Below are 16,084 nucleotides of genomic sequence, written 5' to 3' on the forward strand. Positions count from 1 at the left end.
CATGGCAACGCGTGCTCGAAAACGCTGGAAGGCCGCCGCGGGCTGGCTGGCGCTCGCGCTGCTGGCCGCAGGCGCGCACGCGCAGCAGGTGGCCGCGGCCGCCGGCCTGGCGGAACTGAGCCTGGAGCAGCTCAGCGACCTGCCCGTCACCTCCGTGACGGGCCGGCCGGAAAGCCTGCGCACCGCGCCGGCTTCGGTGTATGTGATCTCCTCCGAAGACATCCGGCGTTCGGCGGCCACCAGCCTGCCGGAGGCGCTGCGCCTCGCGCCCAACCTGCAGGTGGCACGCCTGAACGCCGGCCAGTACGCGATCAGCGCGCGCGGCTTCAACAACTCGATCGCCAACAAGCTGCTGGTGCTGGTCGACGGCCGCGTCGTCTACTCCGCCATGTTCTCCGGCGTGTTCTGGGACTTCCACGACCTGGTGCTGGAGGACATCGACCGCATCGAGGTGATCAGCGGCCCGGGCGGCACGCTGTGGGGCGCCAACGCGGTCAACGGCATCATCAACGTGATCACCAAGCCGGCCGGCGCCACGCAGGGCACGCTGGTCGACGCGACGCGCTCGGCGCATGGCGGCCAGGAAGCGGCGCGCTGGGGCGGCAAGCTCGGCGAAGCAGGCCGTGTGCGCCTCTACGCGCTGGCCATCGACCGCGACAACACCAGGCACCCGAACGGCACCGAACTGGACGACGCGGCCACCAAGCACCAGGCCGGCTTCCGCTCGGACTTCACGCTGCCCGCGGGCGGCCTCACGGTGCAGGGCGACATCTACCGCGGCGGCGACGACCCGGCCAGCGGCGCGGCGCCCAAGCTGCACGACGCCAACCTGCTGGCCCGCTGGGAAAGCCGGCTGGACAACGGCGGCCCCTACCGCCTGCAGGCCTGGTACGACCTGCAGGCGCGCGACGAGGTCACCAGTTTCCGCAACGAAGCGCAGGTGCTGGACCTCGAGTTCACCCACGAGCCGCTGATGGCCGCCGGCCAGCAGCTGCTGTGGGGCGCCGGCTACCGCAGCGGACGCGTGGCCAACGACCCGAGCGTGCTGGTCGCGTTCATGCCCGAGGACCGCCGGCTGGACTGGGCCAATGTGTTCGCGCAATACCAGCGGCGCTTCGACCGCTGGCAGGTGACGATGGGCGCGAAGGCCGAGCGCAACACGTATACCGGCGTGGAGTTCATGCCCAGCGTGCGCGCCGCCTACGACCATGGCGGCAAGGCGACGACGTGGGTCGCGCTGTCGCGCGCGGTGCGCGCGCCCTCGCCGATCGACCGCGATTTCCACTTCCCCGGCCAGGCGCCTTACATCATCAATGGCGGACCGGACTTCAACTCCGAGATCGCCAACGTGCTGGAGCTGGGCAACCGCGGCCAGTGGGGGCGCGACCTGTCCTGGTCCGCTACGCTGTTCCGCCAGCAATACCGGGGCCTGCGCGCCGGGACCGCCACGCTGCCGGCCCTGATCTCCAATCGCATCGACGGTTACGTCGACGGCCTCGAAGCCTGGGGCCAATGGCAGCCCGCCGAGATCGCGCGCTTCAGCCTCGGCTACCTCGGCCAGCGCAAGAACCTGCATTTCGCCGACCTGCCCACCGACCCCACCTCGATCCCGAACCTGGGCAACGACCCGGCCTTCCAGTGGACCGGACGCGCGCAGTTCGACCTGCCGCACCGCACCGAGCTGGACCTGATGGCCCGGCGCGTCGGCGGCCTGCCCTCGCCTGCCGTGCCGGCCTACACCTCGATCGACCTGCGCCTGGGCTGGCAGGCCACGCCGCGCCTCGAGCTCTCGCTGCTCGCCCAGAACCTGCTGGACGAGCGGCACGTGGAGTTCAATGCCACCGCCACGGCCAGCGAGTTCGGCCGCATGGTCTTCCTGCGGGCGGTGTTGCAGCTATGAACCGCCGGCGCGCCTGCCTGCTCCTCGTGCTGCCGCTGGGCGCCGGCACGGTGGCGGGTGAATTCGCGCCCGCGCTGGGCCAGCCGGTCGGCCTGGCGCGCGAGGCCGCCGTGAAGGCCGCCTTCCTCTACAAGTTCTGCAGCTTCGTCGAGTACCCTGCCGGCGTGTTCCGCGCACCGGCCGATCCCTTCGTGATCGCCGTGTACGGCGACGACGGCGTCGCGTCGGAGCTGGAACAGATCACGAGCGGGCGCACGATCGACGGCCACGCGATCAAGGTGCGCCGCATCTACGACGGCGACATCCTCGGCACCGTCCACCTGCTGTATGCCGGCGGCCCGCGCCTGGGGCGCGCGCGCGAGATCGCAGCGGCTGCTCGCGGCCCGGTGCTGACCGTCACCGACAGCCCCGCGGCCGGCAGCACCGGCCCGGTGCTGTACTTCTCGCTGGAGGATGGGCGCGTGCGCTTCGGCGCTTCGCTCACGGCCGCGGCGGCCCGCAACCTGCGACTCAGCTCCAGGCTGCTGACGGTGGCACTGCAGGTGGAGGGGCGCTGATGTTCGGCCTGGCGCAAGTGCGCACCCTGCAGAAGAAGCTGGACCTGATCCTGGCCCTGACCGTGGGCCTGGCGCTGCTGCTGGCGAGCGGCGCGCTGCTGGTGGTGGAAGCCGGCAAGGAATGGCGCGGCGCCAAGGACAGCCTGGCGGCGCAGGCCGAGATCGTGGGCCTGGCCAGCGAGGCGGCGCTGGCCTTCGGCGACACCAAGGTCGGCGAGCAGAACCTGCGCGTGTTGCAGGCGCTGCCGCAGGTGACGGCGGCGGCGCTGTACGACACGCAGGGACGCCAGTTCGCGCGCTTCCTCGCACCCGGCGCCGACGCAACCTCGCTGCCGCCAAGCGCGCCGCCGGTGGGCATGCAATTCGGCCTGCAGACCGCGAGCGTGGTGCGGCCGGTGCTGTCGAACGGCGAGGCCATCGGCCGCGTGTACGTCGCCGTGCGGCACGGCGTGCTGCAGGAAGTGGCCGCCTACCTGGGCCTGCTGGTCTTCACCGTGCTGGTCAGCATGTTCGGCGCGCTGCTGCTCGCGCGCCGGCTGCAGCATTCGCTGACCGACCCGATCCGGGAGGTGAGCGGCGTGGCCCGCACCGTGCTGGAAGAAGGCCGCTTCGACGTGCGCGCGCGCAAGCGCAGCGCCGACGAGGTGGGCCAGCTGGTGGACGCCTTCAACGCCATGCTGGACGAACTGGGCCTGCGCGCCCGCGTGCTGCAGGAGACCAACGAGGCGCTGCGTTCCAGCGATGCGCGCTACCAGCTGGCGGTGCGCGGCTCCAGCGCCGGCCTGTGGGACTGGGACATCGACGGCGGGGCGATGTTCTATTCGCCACGGCTGCGCGGCACGCTCGGCTACAGCGAGGACGAGTTCCCCGACGTGCCGGGCTCGCTGGCCGAGCGCATGCATCCCGAGGACCGGCCCGAGGTGGACGCCGCGCTGCAAGTCCACCTGGACCACGACGCGCCTTTCCAGGTGCAGTGCCGGCTGCGCGACCACGCCGGCCAGTGGCGCTGGTTCATGGTGGCCGGCATGGCCGCGCGCGACGACGCCGGGCGCGCCTACCGCATGGCCGGTTCGCTGATCGACATCTCGGAACGCAAGGCCTCCGAGCTGCTGCTGCAGCAGTCCAATCGCGCCAAGGACGCCTTCCTCGCCACGCTGGCGCACGAACTGCGCAACCCGCTGGCGCCACTGCGCACCGGCCTGCAGATCCTGAAGAACCCGCGCGCTGCGCCGGCCATGCAGCAGCGCACGCTGGGCATGATGGAGCGCCAGCTGACGCACATGGTGCGGCTGATCGATGACCTGCTGGACATCTCGCGCATCAACAGCGGCAAGATCCGGCTGGAGCTCGCACAGGCCTCGCTGCGCGCGGCGCTGCAGACCGCGCTGGAGCTGGCGCGGCCCGCCATCGACGCCGCGAGCCATGCGCTGCAGGTGGAACTGCCCGACCCCGACATCGCGCTGCAAGGCGACGAGACGCGGCTGGCCCAGGTCTTCGGCAACCTCCTGAACAACGCGGCGCGCTACACGCCGGCCGGTGGCAGCATCCGGGTGCGGGCCTGGCGCGAAGGCGAGAAAGCCTGCGTCGAGGTCCGCGACAACGGCGTCGGCATCCCGCCGGAAATGCTGGAACGCGTGTTCTCGCTCTTCACGCAGGTGGAAGGCAACACCGGCCGCGCTGCGGCAGGCGGACTGGGCATCGGCCTTTTCCTCGTGCGCACGCTGGTGGAAATGCATGGCGGCCACGTGACGGCAACGAGCGAAGGCAAGGGACTCGGTGCCACCTTCACGGTGCGGCTGCCCTGCCTGCCGCCGGCGGCCGCACCGGCGCCGGGCCACGACAGCGCGCCGGTGGTGCGTGCCGGCGAAGTCGCGACCCGCGTGCTGGTGGTGGACGACAACGTCGATGCCGCCGAGACATTGGCCGTGCTGCTGGAGATGCAGGGCGTGCAGGCGCGCCAGGCGCACTCCGGCCAGGCGGCGCTGGAGCGGGCGCGCGAGTTCCAGCCGGACGTCGTGCTGCTGGACATCGGCCTGCCGGACCTGGACGGCTATGACGTGGCGCGGCGCTTGCGCGCGGACACGGAGCTCGCGCCGCTCAAGCTGGTCGCCCTCACGGGCTGGGGCGGCGAGCAGGATCGCGAGCGGGCGCGCGAAGCAGGCTTCGACCATCACCTGACGAAGCCGGTGGACCCGGCGCTGCTGGAAGACCTGCTGCGGCGCCTCGCCTAGGGTTGACGCAGCGCGAAGCTTGCCAGCGTGTCCACGGCCCCGGAGCGACTTCGAGCGCAAGCTGCAGGACACCGAGCTGGCCTACCTGTTCTCGTCGCCGCGCGCACTGGGCGCGCTGGCGGAGAACTACGTGGGCCTGCCGTTCTAGCGGATCTCGCGTCCCACCATCTGCAGCTGCTCGAAGGCGCGATAGCGCGCCTCGTGCAGGGCCGCGATCTCGCCTTGCGCGGGCGCATAGGTCCTGCCGATGTGCGACATGCTGGCCATGGCGGATTGCAGGTCGGGGCTGAGCTCGCCGGCCACCGCACCCAGCATCGCGGCGCCGAGCAACACGGGCTCTTCGGCTTCGGTGGCGAGGACCGGCTTGCCGGTGACGTCGGCCAGCAGCTGCCGCACGAGGTCGCCGCGGCCGGCGCCGCCACTGATCACCACCTGCGCGATCGGAGCGCCGGCCGTCGCCTGCACTTCGATGATCTGCCGCAGGCCGTAGCCGATGCCGCACAGGCCCGCGACGTAGAGCGCGACGAGGCTGTCCAGGTCCGACTCCATGTCCAGGCCGGCGATGATCGCGCGCGCATGCGGGTCGGCGAAGGGCGCGCGATTGCCCAGGAACTCGGGCACGACGTGCAGCCCGGCCAGCAGCTGCGCCGCCTGCGACAGGCCGCCCGCCTTCTGCGCGGCGAGACCGGCGAGCATTTCGGGCAGGGACTCGCCGGCGCTTTCCGCGCGCCGCCGGGCTTCGGCTGCCGCGGGATGCATGGCCAGCAGCCGGTCGATGGCTGCACCGGTCGCCGATTGGCCGCCTTCGTTGAGCCACAGGCCCGGAACCATCGCGGAGAAGTACGGCCCCCACACGCCGGGCACGAACACCGGCTCGCGCGTGCTGGTCATCGTGCAGGACGAAGTGCCGAACACGTAGGCCATGCTGGCCTGCGCATCGCCGCCGGCGCCGACCGTGCCGATGCCGCCCGCGTGCGCGTCGATCATGCCGGCGCCCACCGGCGTGCCGGGGCGCAGCCCCAGCTCGCGCGCTGCGGCCTCGGTCAGCCCGTTCCCCACCGGCGTGCCCGGCTCGACGATCTGCCGGCCGATGCGCGCGAAATCCTCTTCTGCAAGCACGCCTAGCCCCACCTGGCGGAAGTAGCTCCCGTCCCAGCGCTTCTCGTGCGCGAGGTAGGTCCACTTGCAGGTGACCGTGCAGGTCGAGCGCGCGAGGTCGCCGGTGGCGCGCCAGCTGAGGAAGTCCGCCAGGTCGAAGAACTGCCACGCCGCATCGAACTGCGCCGGCCGGTTCTCCAACAGCCACAGCAGCTTGGGCGTTTCCATCTCCGGCGAGATGCGGCCGCCCACGTATTTCAGGACCGCGTGGCCGCTCGCATTGATGCGCTCGGCCTGGGCTACGGCGCGATGGTCCATCCACACGATGATGTTCCGCTCGGGATCCTCCGACGGCCCGACCGCGAGCGGCTCGCCGCCCGGCCCCAGCACGACCAGTGAGCAGGTCGCGTCGAAGCCGATGCCGCCGACCTGCTCCGGCGGCACGCCGGCTTCCGCGACGGCCTGATTCACCGAGGCGCACACCGCCTGCCAGATCTCATTGCTGGATTGCTCCACGATGGAGCCCTGGGCCTGGAACAGCGAGATGTCGCGTTTGGCCGCGGCCAGCATGCGGCCGGAAGCGTCGAAGAGGCCGGCGCGAGCACTGCCCGTGCCGACGTCCACGCCGATGACGTAGCGCGGTTCCATCAGAGGTCGACGCTGTTGGGGAGGATCACGAGGTCGCGGATCGTCACGTTCCGCGGCCGCGACAGCATGAAGAGCACCGCATCGGCGACTTCCTGCGGCTGCATCAGGCTGCCGGAGGCCAGCGCCTCCTCCATCTTGGCCTGGGGCCAGTCGTCGAGGAGCGCCGTCACCACCGGCCCCGGCAGCACCGCGCCCACCCGCACGCCATGCTTCGCGAGCTGGCGGCGCGTGGTGTGGACAAAGGCCTGCACGGCGAACTTGGAGGCCGTGTAGATCGGCTCCCACACCACGGGCACCACGCCCGCGATGGAACTGGTGAAGAGGATGTCGCCCGTCTTCTGCGCCACCATGTGGGGCACGACGGCGCGCACGGAACGGAAAGCCGCGTTCACGTTCAGGTTCAACATGCGGTCCCACGCGTCGGCGTCACCCTCCTCGATGGGGCCGCCGACGTAGGCGCCGGCGTTCGCATGGAAGATGTCGAGCCCGCCCGCGCGTTCCAGGATGCGCGGCAGCATTCCGTCCACCTCGGACGGCTGCAGCAGGTCGACGACCAGCGGGATGGCGTTGTCGCCCAGCTCCGCGCACAAGGCCTCCAGCCTGTCCTTGGCCCGGTCCACCAGGACGACCTTGGCGCCCTCCGCCAGCAGCGTGCGCGCGCACGCCAGCCCGATCCCGGACGCGGCGCCGGTGATGGCCGCGACCTTTCCCTTCATGCATCCAGTCATGGTTCCCTCCCAGGTTCGCGTTCAGAACGGCAAGGCGTGCTTCGGGAACAGCTTGCGGGCGGCCAGCCGGAACAGGTAGTCCGCCAGCAGGCCCATGGCTCCCAGCGCGAAGATGCCGGCGAAGGCATTGGCCGTCTTCAGGAACAGCCGCGCGTTGTAGATCATGAAGCCCACGCCCTCGTTGGCCGCGATCATTTCCGCCGCCACCACGCTCATGAACGAGAAGCCCATGCCGATGCGCATGCCGACCAGGATGGCCGGCACCGTGGCCGGCAGCACCACGCGCCACAGCACCTGGCGCCGCGTGGCGCCCAGGCACAGGGCCGCGCGGCTGGGGCTTTCGTCCACCGAGGCCGCGCCCGCCATCGTGTTCATGAACACCGTGAACAGCGAGGTGTAGATGATGATGGCGACCTTCGAGCCTTCGCCGATGCCGAACCACAGGATCGCGACGCCCAGGAAGGCGATCGGCGGCACGAAGCGGAAGAAGTTGAAGAAGGGTTCCACCGTGCGCCGGACCATGCCTATGCGGCCGGCAGCCACGGCCAGCGGCACCGCGGCGAGGCAACCGACCGCCCAGCCGACCAGGATGCGGAAGTAGCTGATGCCCACCGCCTTCGGCAAGGTGCCGTCCGCGGTCAGGTTGAACAGCGCCCGGCCCACCGCCAGCGGCGAAGGCAGGAAGAAGGGGGACGTCATCGCCGACGCCGCGGCCCAGACCAGCAATGCGGCGGCGACCGCGAGAGGCGTCGTACCGTGCTTCCAGATCGCGTTGCGGATGGAAGAGGACGGTGCGGATACGACGGGCGCCGGCAAGGGTTCGCTGCCGTTCATTGCAAGGGGGCTTTCGCGGAATGCCCGGCTTCGGCGTCGATGGCCTCGCTCAGGCGGTTGAACAGTTCGACGAAGCCGGTGGTCATGCGCTCGCGCGGCCGCGGCAGGTCGACTTCGAACACCTGGCGGATGTGCGAACCCGGGCCGCGCGTCATGATGCCGATGCGGTCGGCCAGCCAGATGGCTTCGGCGATGTCGTGCGTGACGAAGACGACGGTGCGGCGCGAGGCGTCCCAGATGCGGGTGACTTCCTTCTGCATGACGCCGCGCGTGTAGGCGTCCAGCGCCGCGAAGGGCTCGTCCATCAGCAGGATGTCGGGGCTGTTGGCCAGCACCCGGGCGATCTGCACGCGCTGCTTCATGCCGCCTGACAGCTCGCGCGGCAGCTTGCGCCGGTGGTCCGCCAGCCCGACCAGTTCGAGCATCTCGTCGACCACGGGCCGCCACTGTGCCTGCGGCTCGCCGCGCATGCGCGGACCGAAGGAGACGTTTTCCTCCACGGTCAGCCAGTCGAACAGCGCGCGGTCCGACTGGAACACGACGCCGCGGTCCTTGCCCGGATGGGCGACTGCTGCGCCGCGGCTTTCGACCTTGCCGCGGGTCGGCGTGACGAAGCCCGCGATCAGGTTCAGCAGCGAGGTCTTGCCGCAGCCCGAAGGGCCGAGCAGGCAGAAGAACTCGCCTTCGCGGATCTCCAGGTTGACGTTGCGCAGCGCCAGGTAGGAACTGCCGTCGCGCCCGCCGGAGAAGTTCATCTCCACGTCGCGCATGCGGATCGCACTGGTCATCGGCCGCCTCAGAGCTTGTACTTGGACAGCTGCACGCGCTTCGGGTCCACGGCCTTCAGCCACTTGCTGCTGATCCAGTTGCCCATGTCCGGCATGCTGTCGATTTCCTTGTTGGCCTTCAGGTAGTCGCCGTACGTGTAGTACATGTCGATCTGCCCGTCGGTCAGCGTGCCGGGCCAGCCGGCCGGCCAGCCGCCGTTCTTCCAGATCTTCCTGACGTCGTCGGGCGTGAGCTGCAGGGCCTTGGCGGTGACGGCGGCGCCGGCGTCCGGGTTCTTCTTCAGCAGGTCGACGGCATCGACCCAGGCGGCGGTGAGGCGCTGCATGGCGTCGTCGCCGTTCTTCTTGACCCAGTCGCAGGTGACGTTGACGACCGAGGTGTCGCGGAAGGCCGAGCCGATGTCGCCGAAGCGGTGCACGTCGGAGCCGCCGACTTCCAGCGCCTGCGACGGCGTCGGTTCCGGCCAGATGATGCCGTCCACGTTGCCCTTGGCCAGCGCGATGGGCAGGTCCTCTTCCGCGATGTTGACGGTCTGCACCGTGTCGCGCGGGATGCCTTGCTTGGCCAGCCACATGTGCAGCGCCACTTCGCCGATGCCGCCCTTTCGCGTGCCGATCTTCTTGCCTTCCAGCTGCCTGGGCTGCGTGATGCTGGACCTGGTCACCATGCCCACGGTGTTGACGTCGACGAAGGCGATGCCGGCCTTGAAGCAGGCTTTGCCGCTTTTCAGCAGCGGCAGCAGGATGCGCGTGTTGGGGAAGGCGACGTCCAGGTCGCCGGCCAGGGCCGCTTCCATCGTGGCGATGCCGGAGTTGAAGATGCGCGATTCGACCTTCAGCCCGTGCCTGGCGGCGATGCCGTTGCTTGAATCGGCCAGCACGAACACCGGCCCGAACAGCACGTTGGACGCGGCGCCGATGCGCACCGTGGTCGGTCCCTGCGCGAAGGCGGCCTGCCCGCACAAGGAGACCGCGAGCAGGGCCCCGCCGACGAATCTGAGGATGGATGAGGATTTCATGGGTCTCCTTGGGTGTTCGCTGGTTGACGCCGTCATTGGCTGCGCACGGCCGCGTGCCAGAGGCCGGCCACCGCTTCGTTGTCGGCCGCGCCGAGTTCGATCTCCACGCGGTCGAGGCCGCCGTTGAAGGTGTACGGCGCCTCGTAGCGCGCCGACACCGGCGACGGGTTGTTCATCCCGCACTGCGTGCTGAGCAGGCCGAAGCCGGCCGGGAAGGCCATCGGCAGTTTCGCGGCGACCAGCAGGTGATCGTCCAGCGTCAGTTCCGCGCGCACTTGGTCGCCGTCGATGACGAGTTCGCAGCCGAGGACATGCGGGCCGGCGGGCAGCGGCGCGTCGGCGACCACCAGCGTGTGACGGCCGGCGAGGTTGTAGTCGAAGCACAGGCGGTTGCCCTGCACGAAGAGCGAGAAACCGGCGGCGCGGCGCCCATAGGCGAGCAGCACGCCTTCGCTGCTGTCGTCGGCGCGCTCGGTGTACGCTCGGATCCTGAAAGGGCGCAGCGAGAAGTTCGGGCCGGTGTTCGGCGTCATCAGGCGCACACCTGGGTACAGCGTGAAGTTGTCGCGGCTGCTGGTGGCCGGGTCGCGGGCGAAGGCGCGGGCCTGTGCGCGGTCGTCCAATGGCAGCACGTGGTTGGCTTCGGCTTCGCGCCACCAGAGCGCGATCATCTGCTGCAAGCGCCCGGGTTCGTCGGCCGCGCGGTCCACGCATTCCGAATAGTCGCTGCGCAGGTCGTAGAGCTCCCAGCGGTCCGCTTCGTAGTCGTCGCCGGAGCGGTGGTTGGTGACCGCCTTCCAGCCCTCGTGGTAGATGCCGCGCTGGCCGCCCATCTCGAAGTACTGGGTGTGCCGCGTCGATGCCGCCTGCTGGTCGTCGAAGGTGTAGGCGATCGACGTGCCGTGCACGGGCAATTGCTCGACGCCCCGGTACACCGTGGGCGCGGGAACGCCGGCCAGGTCCAGCATGGTGGGCGCGAGATCGATGGCGTGGTGGAACTGCTCGCGCAAGCCGCCCTCTTCGCCCAGGCGCGCGGGCCAGTGCACGATGAGGGGCGCGCGCACGCCGCCCCCGAACGTGTACTTCTTGTAGAACTTCAGCGGGGTGTTGCCCGCCTGCGCCCAGGCGGACGGATAGTGGTTGTGGGTCCAGGCGCTGCCCAGCTTGTCCATGTCCGCGAGGTTTTCCTCCAGGCTGTCCGGCAGCCCGAGGAAGTAGCGGTACTCGTTGACCGATCCGAAGTCGCCGCCTTCGCCGCTGGCGCCGTTGTCGGACAGCACCACGAACAGCGTGTCGCGCAGCTTGTCGCGCTTTTCCAGGAAGTCCACCAGGCGGCCGATCTGCGCATCGGTGTGCTCGGTGAAGCCGGCGAAGACCTCCTGCATGCGCGCGACGAGCCGCTGTTCGTCGGGGCTCAGCGAGCTCCAGTCGCGCGTGCCCGGGTTCTTGGGCGCCAGCTGCGTGTGCGGTGGCACGATGCCCATCGCCTGCTGGCGCGCCAGCACCTTCTCGCGCTCGGCGTCCCAGCCTTCGTCGAAGTGGCCGCGGTATTTGTCCAGGTAGGACTGCGGCGCCTGGTGCGGCGCATGGCAGGCGCCGAAGGCCAGGTAGAGGAAGAAGGGGCGCTCGGGCGTCGCGGCCAGGTGGTCGGAGAGGAACTCCTCGGCGCGATCGACCAGGTCCTCGCTGAGGTGATAGCCCTCGCGCTTTGGCAGCGGCGCGTAGTGCTGGTCGTACCAGAGCTCCGGGGCGTACTGGTCTTCCTCGCCGCCGAGGAAGCCGTAGTAGCGGTTGAAGCCGCGCTGCGTGGGCCAGTTGTCGAACGGGCCCACCGGGCTGCACTCCGCCGGCGGCACCAGGTGCCACTTGCCCAGTGCATAGGTGCCGTAGCCGCCTTGCTGCAGCATTTCGGCCAGCGTTGCGGCGCGCGGCGAGATCGCGCCGCGGGCGTTGTCGAAGCCGGTGTCGAAGTCCGCGAGGTAGCCCATGCCCGCCGCGTGATGGTTGCGTCCCGTCAGCAGGCAGGTGCGCGTGGGCGAGCACATGGCCGTGACGTGGAAGTTGGTGTAGCGCAGGCCCTTGCCGGCCAGGCGGTCGATGGCAGGCGTACGGATCGAGGAGCCGTAGCAGCCAAGCTGCGCGAAGCCGCAGTCGTCGAGGACGACCCAGACGATGTTGGGAGCGGCGCGTCCCGGCGTGGGGCGACGCGGCCACGCGGGCAGGGCGTCGAAAACGGTTTTGGGTCGGGACGAGGCCATTGGGGGTTCAGGCGGTGCACAATCTGCGCAAAGTGCGCAATCGATTGTGCGGATCTTAAGCACGCGAGGCCCGGAGGCTGCGAGGGTTTTCCCGTGCCCCGCCGGCCACGAGCAGCACGCGCACAATGCGGGCGCAGGAACAGGGGACCCATGAAGAGCGGAAAGTCGACGATCTACGACCTGGCCAGCCTGGCCGGCGTCTCGGCCTCCACGGTGAGCGCGGTCCTGAGCGGCAACTGGCGCGAACGGCGGATCGCGGAAGCCACCGCGCTGAAGGTGCAGCACCTGGCCGACTCGCACAAGTACAGCGTCAACCGCCAGGCCAGCGGCCTGCGCAAGAGCCGGTCGGGCCTGATCGGCATGATCATCCCGCTGCACGACAACCGCTTCTTCAGCGAGATGGCGCAGGTGTTCGAAGGGCTGGCCCGCGCGCGCGGCTGGTACCCGATCGTCGTCAGCACCTTGCGCGACCCGGCGCTCGAACTCGAGACCGTGCGCACGCTGATCTCCTACCGCGTCGAACACCTGCTGGTGGTCGGCGCGACCGACCCCGACTCGGTCAGCCGCGTGTGCAACGGCCATGGGGTCGCCCACGTCAACGTGGACCTGCCCGGCACGATGGCCGCGTCCGTCATCTCCGACAACTATTCGGGCGCGCGGCAACTCACCGAGCAATTGATCGCGCGCTCGCGCACGCAGCGCTCACGCAAGCGCAACCGGCCCTACTTCGTGGGCGGACTGGCGTCGGACTACGCCACGCAGCGGCGGATGGAAGCTTTCAAGGACACGGTGCAGGCGCACTTGGGCGAAGTGCTGCCCGCGCAATTGAATCCGTGCGGGTACGAAGGCGAGCTGGCCGAAGCCGCCGTGCGCACCCTGCACGCCGACCTGGGCGGCCTGCCGCGCGCGCTGTTCATCAACTCCACGATCGCGCTCGAAGGCGTGGTGCGCTTCCTCAGCCAGTTGCCACCCGAGGAACTGGCCGCCTGCACCTTCGGCTGCTACGACTGGGACCCGTTCGCGATGCACCTGCGCTTTCCGCTGATCATGGTGCGCCAGGATGTGCGGGGCCTGCTGGCCAAGGCCTTCCAGATCATCGACGACGGCCTGGCCGGCAAGCGGCCGGTGATCGAGATCCAGCCGGCGCTGGTGTTTGGGGATGGCGTCAACGCATCCACGGGCACCTAGCTCACTGCTCCGGATCGCCGCGGACCCAGTATTCCCATTGCCGCTCCGCCACGCGCCCGGCCCAGGTGGCGCGGGCGGCGCATTGTTCGGCGGAGAGGCCCGCCTGGTCGGCGCAACCCCCTTGCAGTGCGCAGAGTTCCACCCGGGCGGCATCCTCCAGGAAGATGGCCAGCGTGAGCGCCTGCGCGACGTCGGCCCCGCCGACCAGCGCGCCGTTGACGGAAACCACCACGCCCGCGTTCTTGCCCATCGTGCGGGCCACGCCTTCGGCGGCGGAATCGTTGCGGACCAGTTCCGGGTTCGGCCACAGCGGCACCTGCGGCGCGAAATAGGCGCCAAAGCCATGCCGGGGCCGCGGCGTGCGGCCCAAGGCGGCCAGCGCGGTCACGTGCGGCGAGATGAAGCGCAGGATCGCGTTCACATCCGGCCGCAGGCGATAGACCTCGCGGTGCATGCGCACCTCTCCCAGCACGCCTTCGGGCAGGGGCGCATCCAGGTGGACGATGCTGCCCAGGTCCTGCGGCGTCACCAGCCCCATCGGCTTGGGCGCACACACCAGGAAGGACGACGCGTCCAGGCGCACGCTGCAATGCCCGTAGGCGGTCGCCAGGCCCGCGCGGTCGCAAGCGCGGGCGAGCAGGCGCACGTCGCGCTGCTGCGCAGCCAGGTCTTTCATCGAACAGGCGGCCATGCGCTCACACGGGCTCGGGCACGACGCGGTTCTCCAGCACGCCGATGCCGTCGATCTCGCACCGCATCACGTCGCCCACCTGCAGGAAGCGCTGCGGCTCCATCGCCACGCCCACCCCGGACGGCGTGCCGGTCGCGATCAGGTCGCCGGGCTCCAGCGTGAAGGCGGTCGACAGGTAGGCGATCTGCGCGTAGATGTCGTGGATCATGCTGCCGGTCACGTCTTGCTGGCGCAGTTCGCCGTTGACGTACAGGCGCAGGCCAAGGGCATGCGGATCCGGCACTTCGTCGTCAGTGACGATCCACGGGCCGGTGGGGCCGCAGGTGTCGAAGGACTTGCCCAAGGTCATGGTCTGCGTGCGCAGTTGCCAGTCGCGCACGGAAACGTCGTTGCACACGGTGTAGCCGGCGATGACGGACCGCGCCTCCTGCGCTTTCACGTGGCGGCAGCGCCGGCCGATCACCACGCCCAGCTCCACCTCGTAATCGAGCTGCGCCGACACGCGCGGCAGGTGCACTTCGCCGCCGGGCCCGTTGATGCACGACACCTGCTTGTTGAACCAGACCTGCGTGGGCGGCGTGGCCACGCCCACCTTCGCGGCCTCGGCGACGTGCTTGCGGTAGTTCATGCCGATCGCGAGGTACTTCGAGGGGTTGGGCAGCGGCGCCTGCAGGCGGGCCGCCGCCAGCGGCACCATGTGGCGCGAGCCGTCCGCAGCTTGCGCGCGGGCCAGGGCGTCCGGCCCCGCGCGCAGCAGTTCGAGCATCGTGGCGGGAAGCGCCTTGTCCGCGGACGGGAGGTCGACGATGCGGTCGCCTTCGACCTTGCCGATCGAAGTGCGGCCGCCGTGGCTGTAGGTGACGAGTTTCATGCCTGCAGGGAAATGGAGGGTTCGGAGCGACCCGCGGCGAGGCCCCTGCGGGCCACCGGGAAGGGATAGGTGCGCGGCAGGCGCAGCATGGCCACGGCTGCGGCGGCCAGCACGACGACGAAGGCGAGCAGCACCGGCCGGTAGGAGCCGGTCGCGTCGAAGCTCGCGCCCATCACGAAAGGCCCGATGCCGGTGCCGACGGTGAAGATGGCGAACAGGTAGCCGTAGACCTGCCCGAAAGCCTTCAGGCCGAAGTAGCGGCTTTGCAGGTAGCCGATCAGGTCCACCTCCGCGCCCAGGCCCAGTCCGACCAACACGGCACCAGCCGCGGTCACCTTGGGATCGGAACCCGAGAGCAGCACCAGCACGCCCAGGGCCGGCAGCGCGATGAAGGCGACGGCGACGTAGGGACCGTGGAAGCGATCGAGGAACCAGCCGCACAGCAGGCGCCCGAAGATCAGCGAGGGTCCGATGGCGGCGAACACCGCCACGGCGCGATCGGCCGGGATGCCGCGGTCGGTGAGCAGCGCCACCAGGTGGAAGATGATGCCGTTGGCCACCACGGGGATGCAGGTGAAGACCAGCGCCATGATCCAGAAGTTGCGGCTGCGCACGACTTCGCGGGCGTCCATGCCGGGCAACGCCGGGGCGGCCTGGCCCGGGGCGGCACGGGCCGCGGGCTCGCGCAGGAACAGCGCGACGGCGGGGAAGGCCACGACGAACACCGTCGCGCCCAGCGCCAGGAAGGCGCCGCGCCAGCCGAAGTGCTCCAGGTAGACCTGCGACAGCTTGGGGATGATGGCCGCGCCCAGGCCCACGCCCGTCATCGCGACGCCCAATGCAATGCCGCGCTTGTCGTCGAAGGCCGCGGCGATCGACTTGGCGTAGGGCAGCGGCGCCTGGCCGCCGCTGAACAGCCCCACCAGCGAGAACATCGCGCAGAACACGAAGGCCGTGGCCGGCGCGAACGCCATCGCCGCCGTCGCCAGGGCGAACAGCGTGATGGCCGCCAGGGTCACGGGCTTGATGCCGCGCCGGTCGATGAAGCGGCCCACGAAGGGCGTCGCGATCGCCGCGAACAGGGAGCCGAGGCCCACGGCCGCCGAGGGCACCGTGCGGGACCAACCGAATTCGGCCATGATGGGTTTCATCAGGACCGAGGTGGAGAACTGGAGGATGGTGACGTTGCCGACGACCAGGCCGAGCACGGAGCCGAAGACGATCCACCAGGGGTTGCGAAAGACGTTCACGCTTGTCTCCTCTTGTTGATGCA

At 70.0% G+C, this 16,084-nt stretch carries 13 protein-coding genes and 1 pseudogene; 5 read left to right on the forward strand and 9 right to left on the reverse strand.

The annotated features are described in order from the left end of the window. Position 1: 1 nt before the first annotated feature. The 4 genes and pseudogenes from HHL11_RS01145 to HHL11_RS34575 all read left to right on the forward strand — a co-directional run. Positions 2–1,900, forward strand: coding sequence for a TOL_0244 family TonB-dependent receptor (locus HHL11_RS01145; protein WP_169416550.1), 1,899 nt, complete (start codon positions 2–4; stop codon positions 1,898–1,900). Beyond that, positions 1,897–2,457 (forward strand): TOL_0243 family YfiR-like periplasmic protein, encoded by a 561-nt coding sequence (locus HHL11_RS01150; RefSeq protein WP_169416551.1) that lies wholly within the window; start codon positions 1,897–1,899, stop codon positions 2,455–2,457. The genes HHL11_RS01145 and HHL11_RS01150 overlap by 4 nt, the downstream gene beginning before the upstream one ends. After that, positions 2,457–4,688, forward strand: a complete 2,232-nt coding sequence (locus tag HHL11_RS01155) for a sensor histidine kinase, YfiR-like protein-associated (RefSeq protein WP_169416552.1) — start codon at positions 2,457–2,459, stop codon at positions 4,686–4,688. The genes HHL11_RS01150 and HHL11_RS01155 overlap by 1 nt, the downstream gene beginning before the upstream one ends. Before the next feature lie 49 nt (positions 4,689–4,737). Continuing rightward, a pseudogene (locus HHL11_RS34575) lies at positions 4,738–4,836 on the forward strand (4-hydroxybenzoate 3-monooxygenase); the annotation flags it as partial. Here the strand turns inward: HHL11_RS34575 and HHL11_RS01165 are convergent. The 6 genes from HHL11_RS01165 to HHL11_RS01190 are packed head-to-tail and all read right to left on the reverse strand — an operon-like array spanning position 4,833 to position 12,061. Next, positions 4,833–6,434, reverse strand: a complete 1,602-nt coding sequence (locus HHL11_RS01165) for an FGGY-family carbohydrate kinase (RefSeq protein ID WP_169416553.1) — start codon at positions 6,432–6,434, stop codon at positions 4,833–4,835. The pseudogene HHL11_RS34575 and the gene HHL11_RS01165 sit on opposite strands and share 4 nt — an antisense overlap. Beyond that, on the reverse strand, positions 6,434–7,162 hold the full coding sequence (locus HHL11_RS01170; protein ID WP_169416554.1) for an SDR family oxidoreductase: 729 nt from the start codon (positions 7,160–7,162) through the stop codon (positions 6,434–6,436). The genes HHL11_RS01165 and HHL11_RS01170 overlap by 1 nt, the downstream gene beginning before the upstream one ends. 21 nt (positions 7,163–7,183) lie before the next feature. Beyond that, the gene (locus HHL11_RS01175; protein WP_169416555.1) at positions 7,184–7,996 is read right to left on the reverse strand and encodes an ABC transporter permease; all 813 of its coding nucleotides are present in this window, start codon (positions 7,994–7,996) and stop codon (positions 7,184–7,186) included. Continuing rightward, complete coding sequence (locus tag HHL11_RS01180; protein WP_169416556.1) at positions 7,993–8,784, reverse strand: ABC transporter ATP-binding protein; 792 nt, start codon at positions 8,782–8,784, stop codon at positions 7,993–7,995. The genes HHL11_RS01175 and HHL11_RS01180 overlap by 4 nt, the downstream gene beginning before the upstream one ends. Positions 8,785–8,792: 8 nt before the next feature. Next, complete coding sequence (locus HHL11_RS01185; protein ID WP_169416557.1) at positions 8,793–9,803, reverse strand: ABC transporter substrate-binding protein; 1,011 nt, start codon at positions 9,801–9,803, stop codon at positions 8,793–8,795. 32 nt (positions 9,804–9,835) lie between these two features. After that, positions 9,836–12,061, reverse strand: a complete 2,226-nt coding sequence (locus HHL11_RS01190) for an arylsulfatase (RefSeq protein WP_169416558.1) — start codon at positions 12,059–12,061, stop codon at positions 9,836–9,838. Positions 12,062–12,211: 150 nt separating this feature from the next. On the opposite strand from HHL11_RS01190, the gene HHL11_RS01195 reads away from it, so the two are divergent. Then, positions 12,212–13,249: a LacI family DNA-binding transcriptional regulator gene (locus HHL11_RS01195; RefSeq protein ID WP_169416559.1), complete on the forward strand. Its 1,038-nt coding sequence runs from the start codon at positions 12,212–12,214 to the stop codon at positions 13,247–13,249. Position 13,250: 1 nt separating this feature from the next. On the opposite strand, the gene HHL11_RS01200 is transcribed toward HHL11_RS01195, so the two are convergent. Genes HHL11_RS01200 through HHL11_RS01210 form a run of 3 tightly spaced genes read right to left on the reverse strand, consistent with a single transcriptional unit; the run spans position 13,251 to position 16,061 of the window. Next, entirely contained in the window at positions 13,251–13,925 is a 675-nt protein-coding gene (locus tag HHL11_RS01200; RefSeq protein WP_169416560.1) for a class II aldolase/adducin family protein, read from the reverse strand. Between the two features lie 19 nt (positions 13,926–13,944). Further along, a complete protein-coding gene (locus tag HHL11_RS01205; protein ID WP_169416561.1) occupies positions 13,945–14,811 on the reverse strand; it encodes a fumarylacetoacetate hydrolase family protein in 867 nt (288 codons plus the stop codon). Further along, positions 14,808–16,061 (reverse strand): MFS transporter, encoded by a 1,254-nt coding sequence (locus tag HHL11_RS01210; protein ID WP_169416562.1) that lies wholly within the window; start codon positions 16,059–16,061, stop codon positions 14,808–14,810. The genes HHL11_RS01205 and HHL11_RS01210 overlap by 4 nt, the downstream gene beginning before the upstream one ends. Positions 16,062–16,084 lie beyond the last annotated feature (23 nt).

This window comes from Ramlibacter agri (assembly GCF_012927085.1).
In the GTDB taxonomy this organism is placed as follows: Bacteria; Pseudomonadota; Gammaproteobacteria; order Burkholderiales; family Burkholderiaceae_C; genus Ramlibacter; species Ramlibacter agri.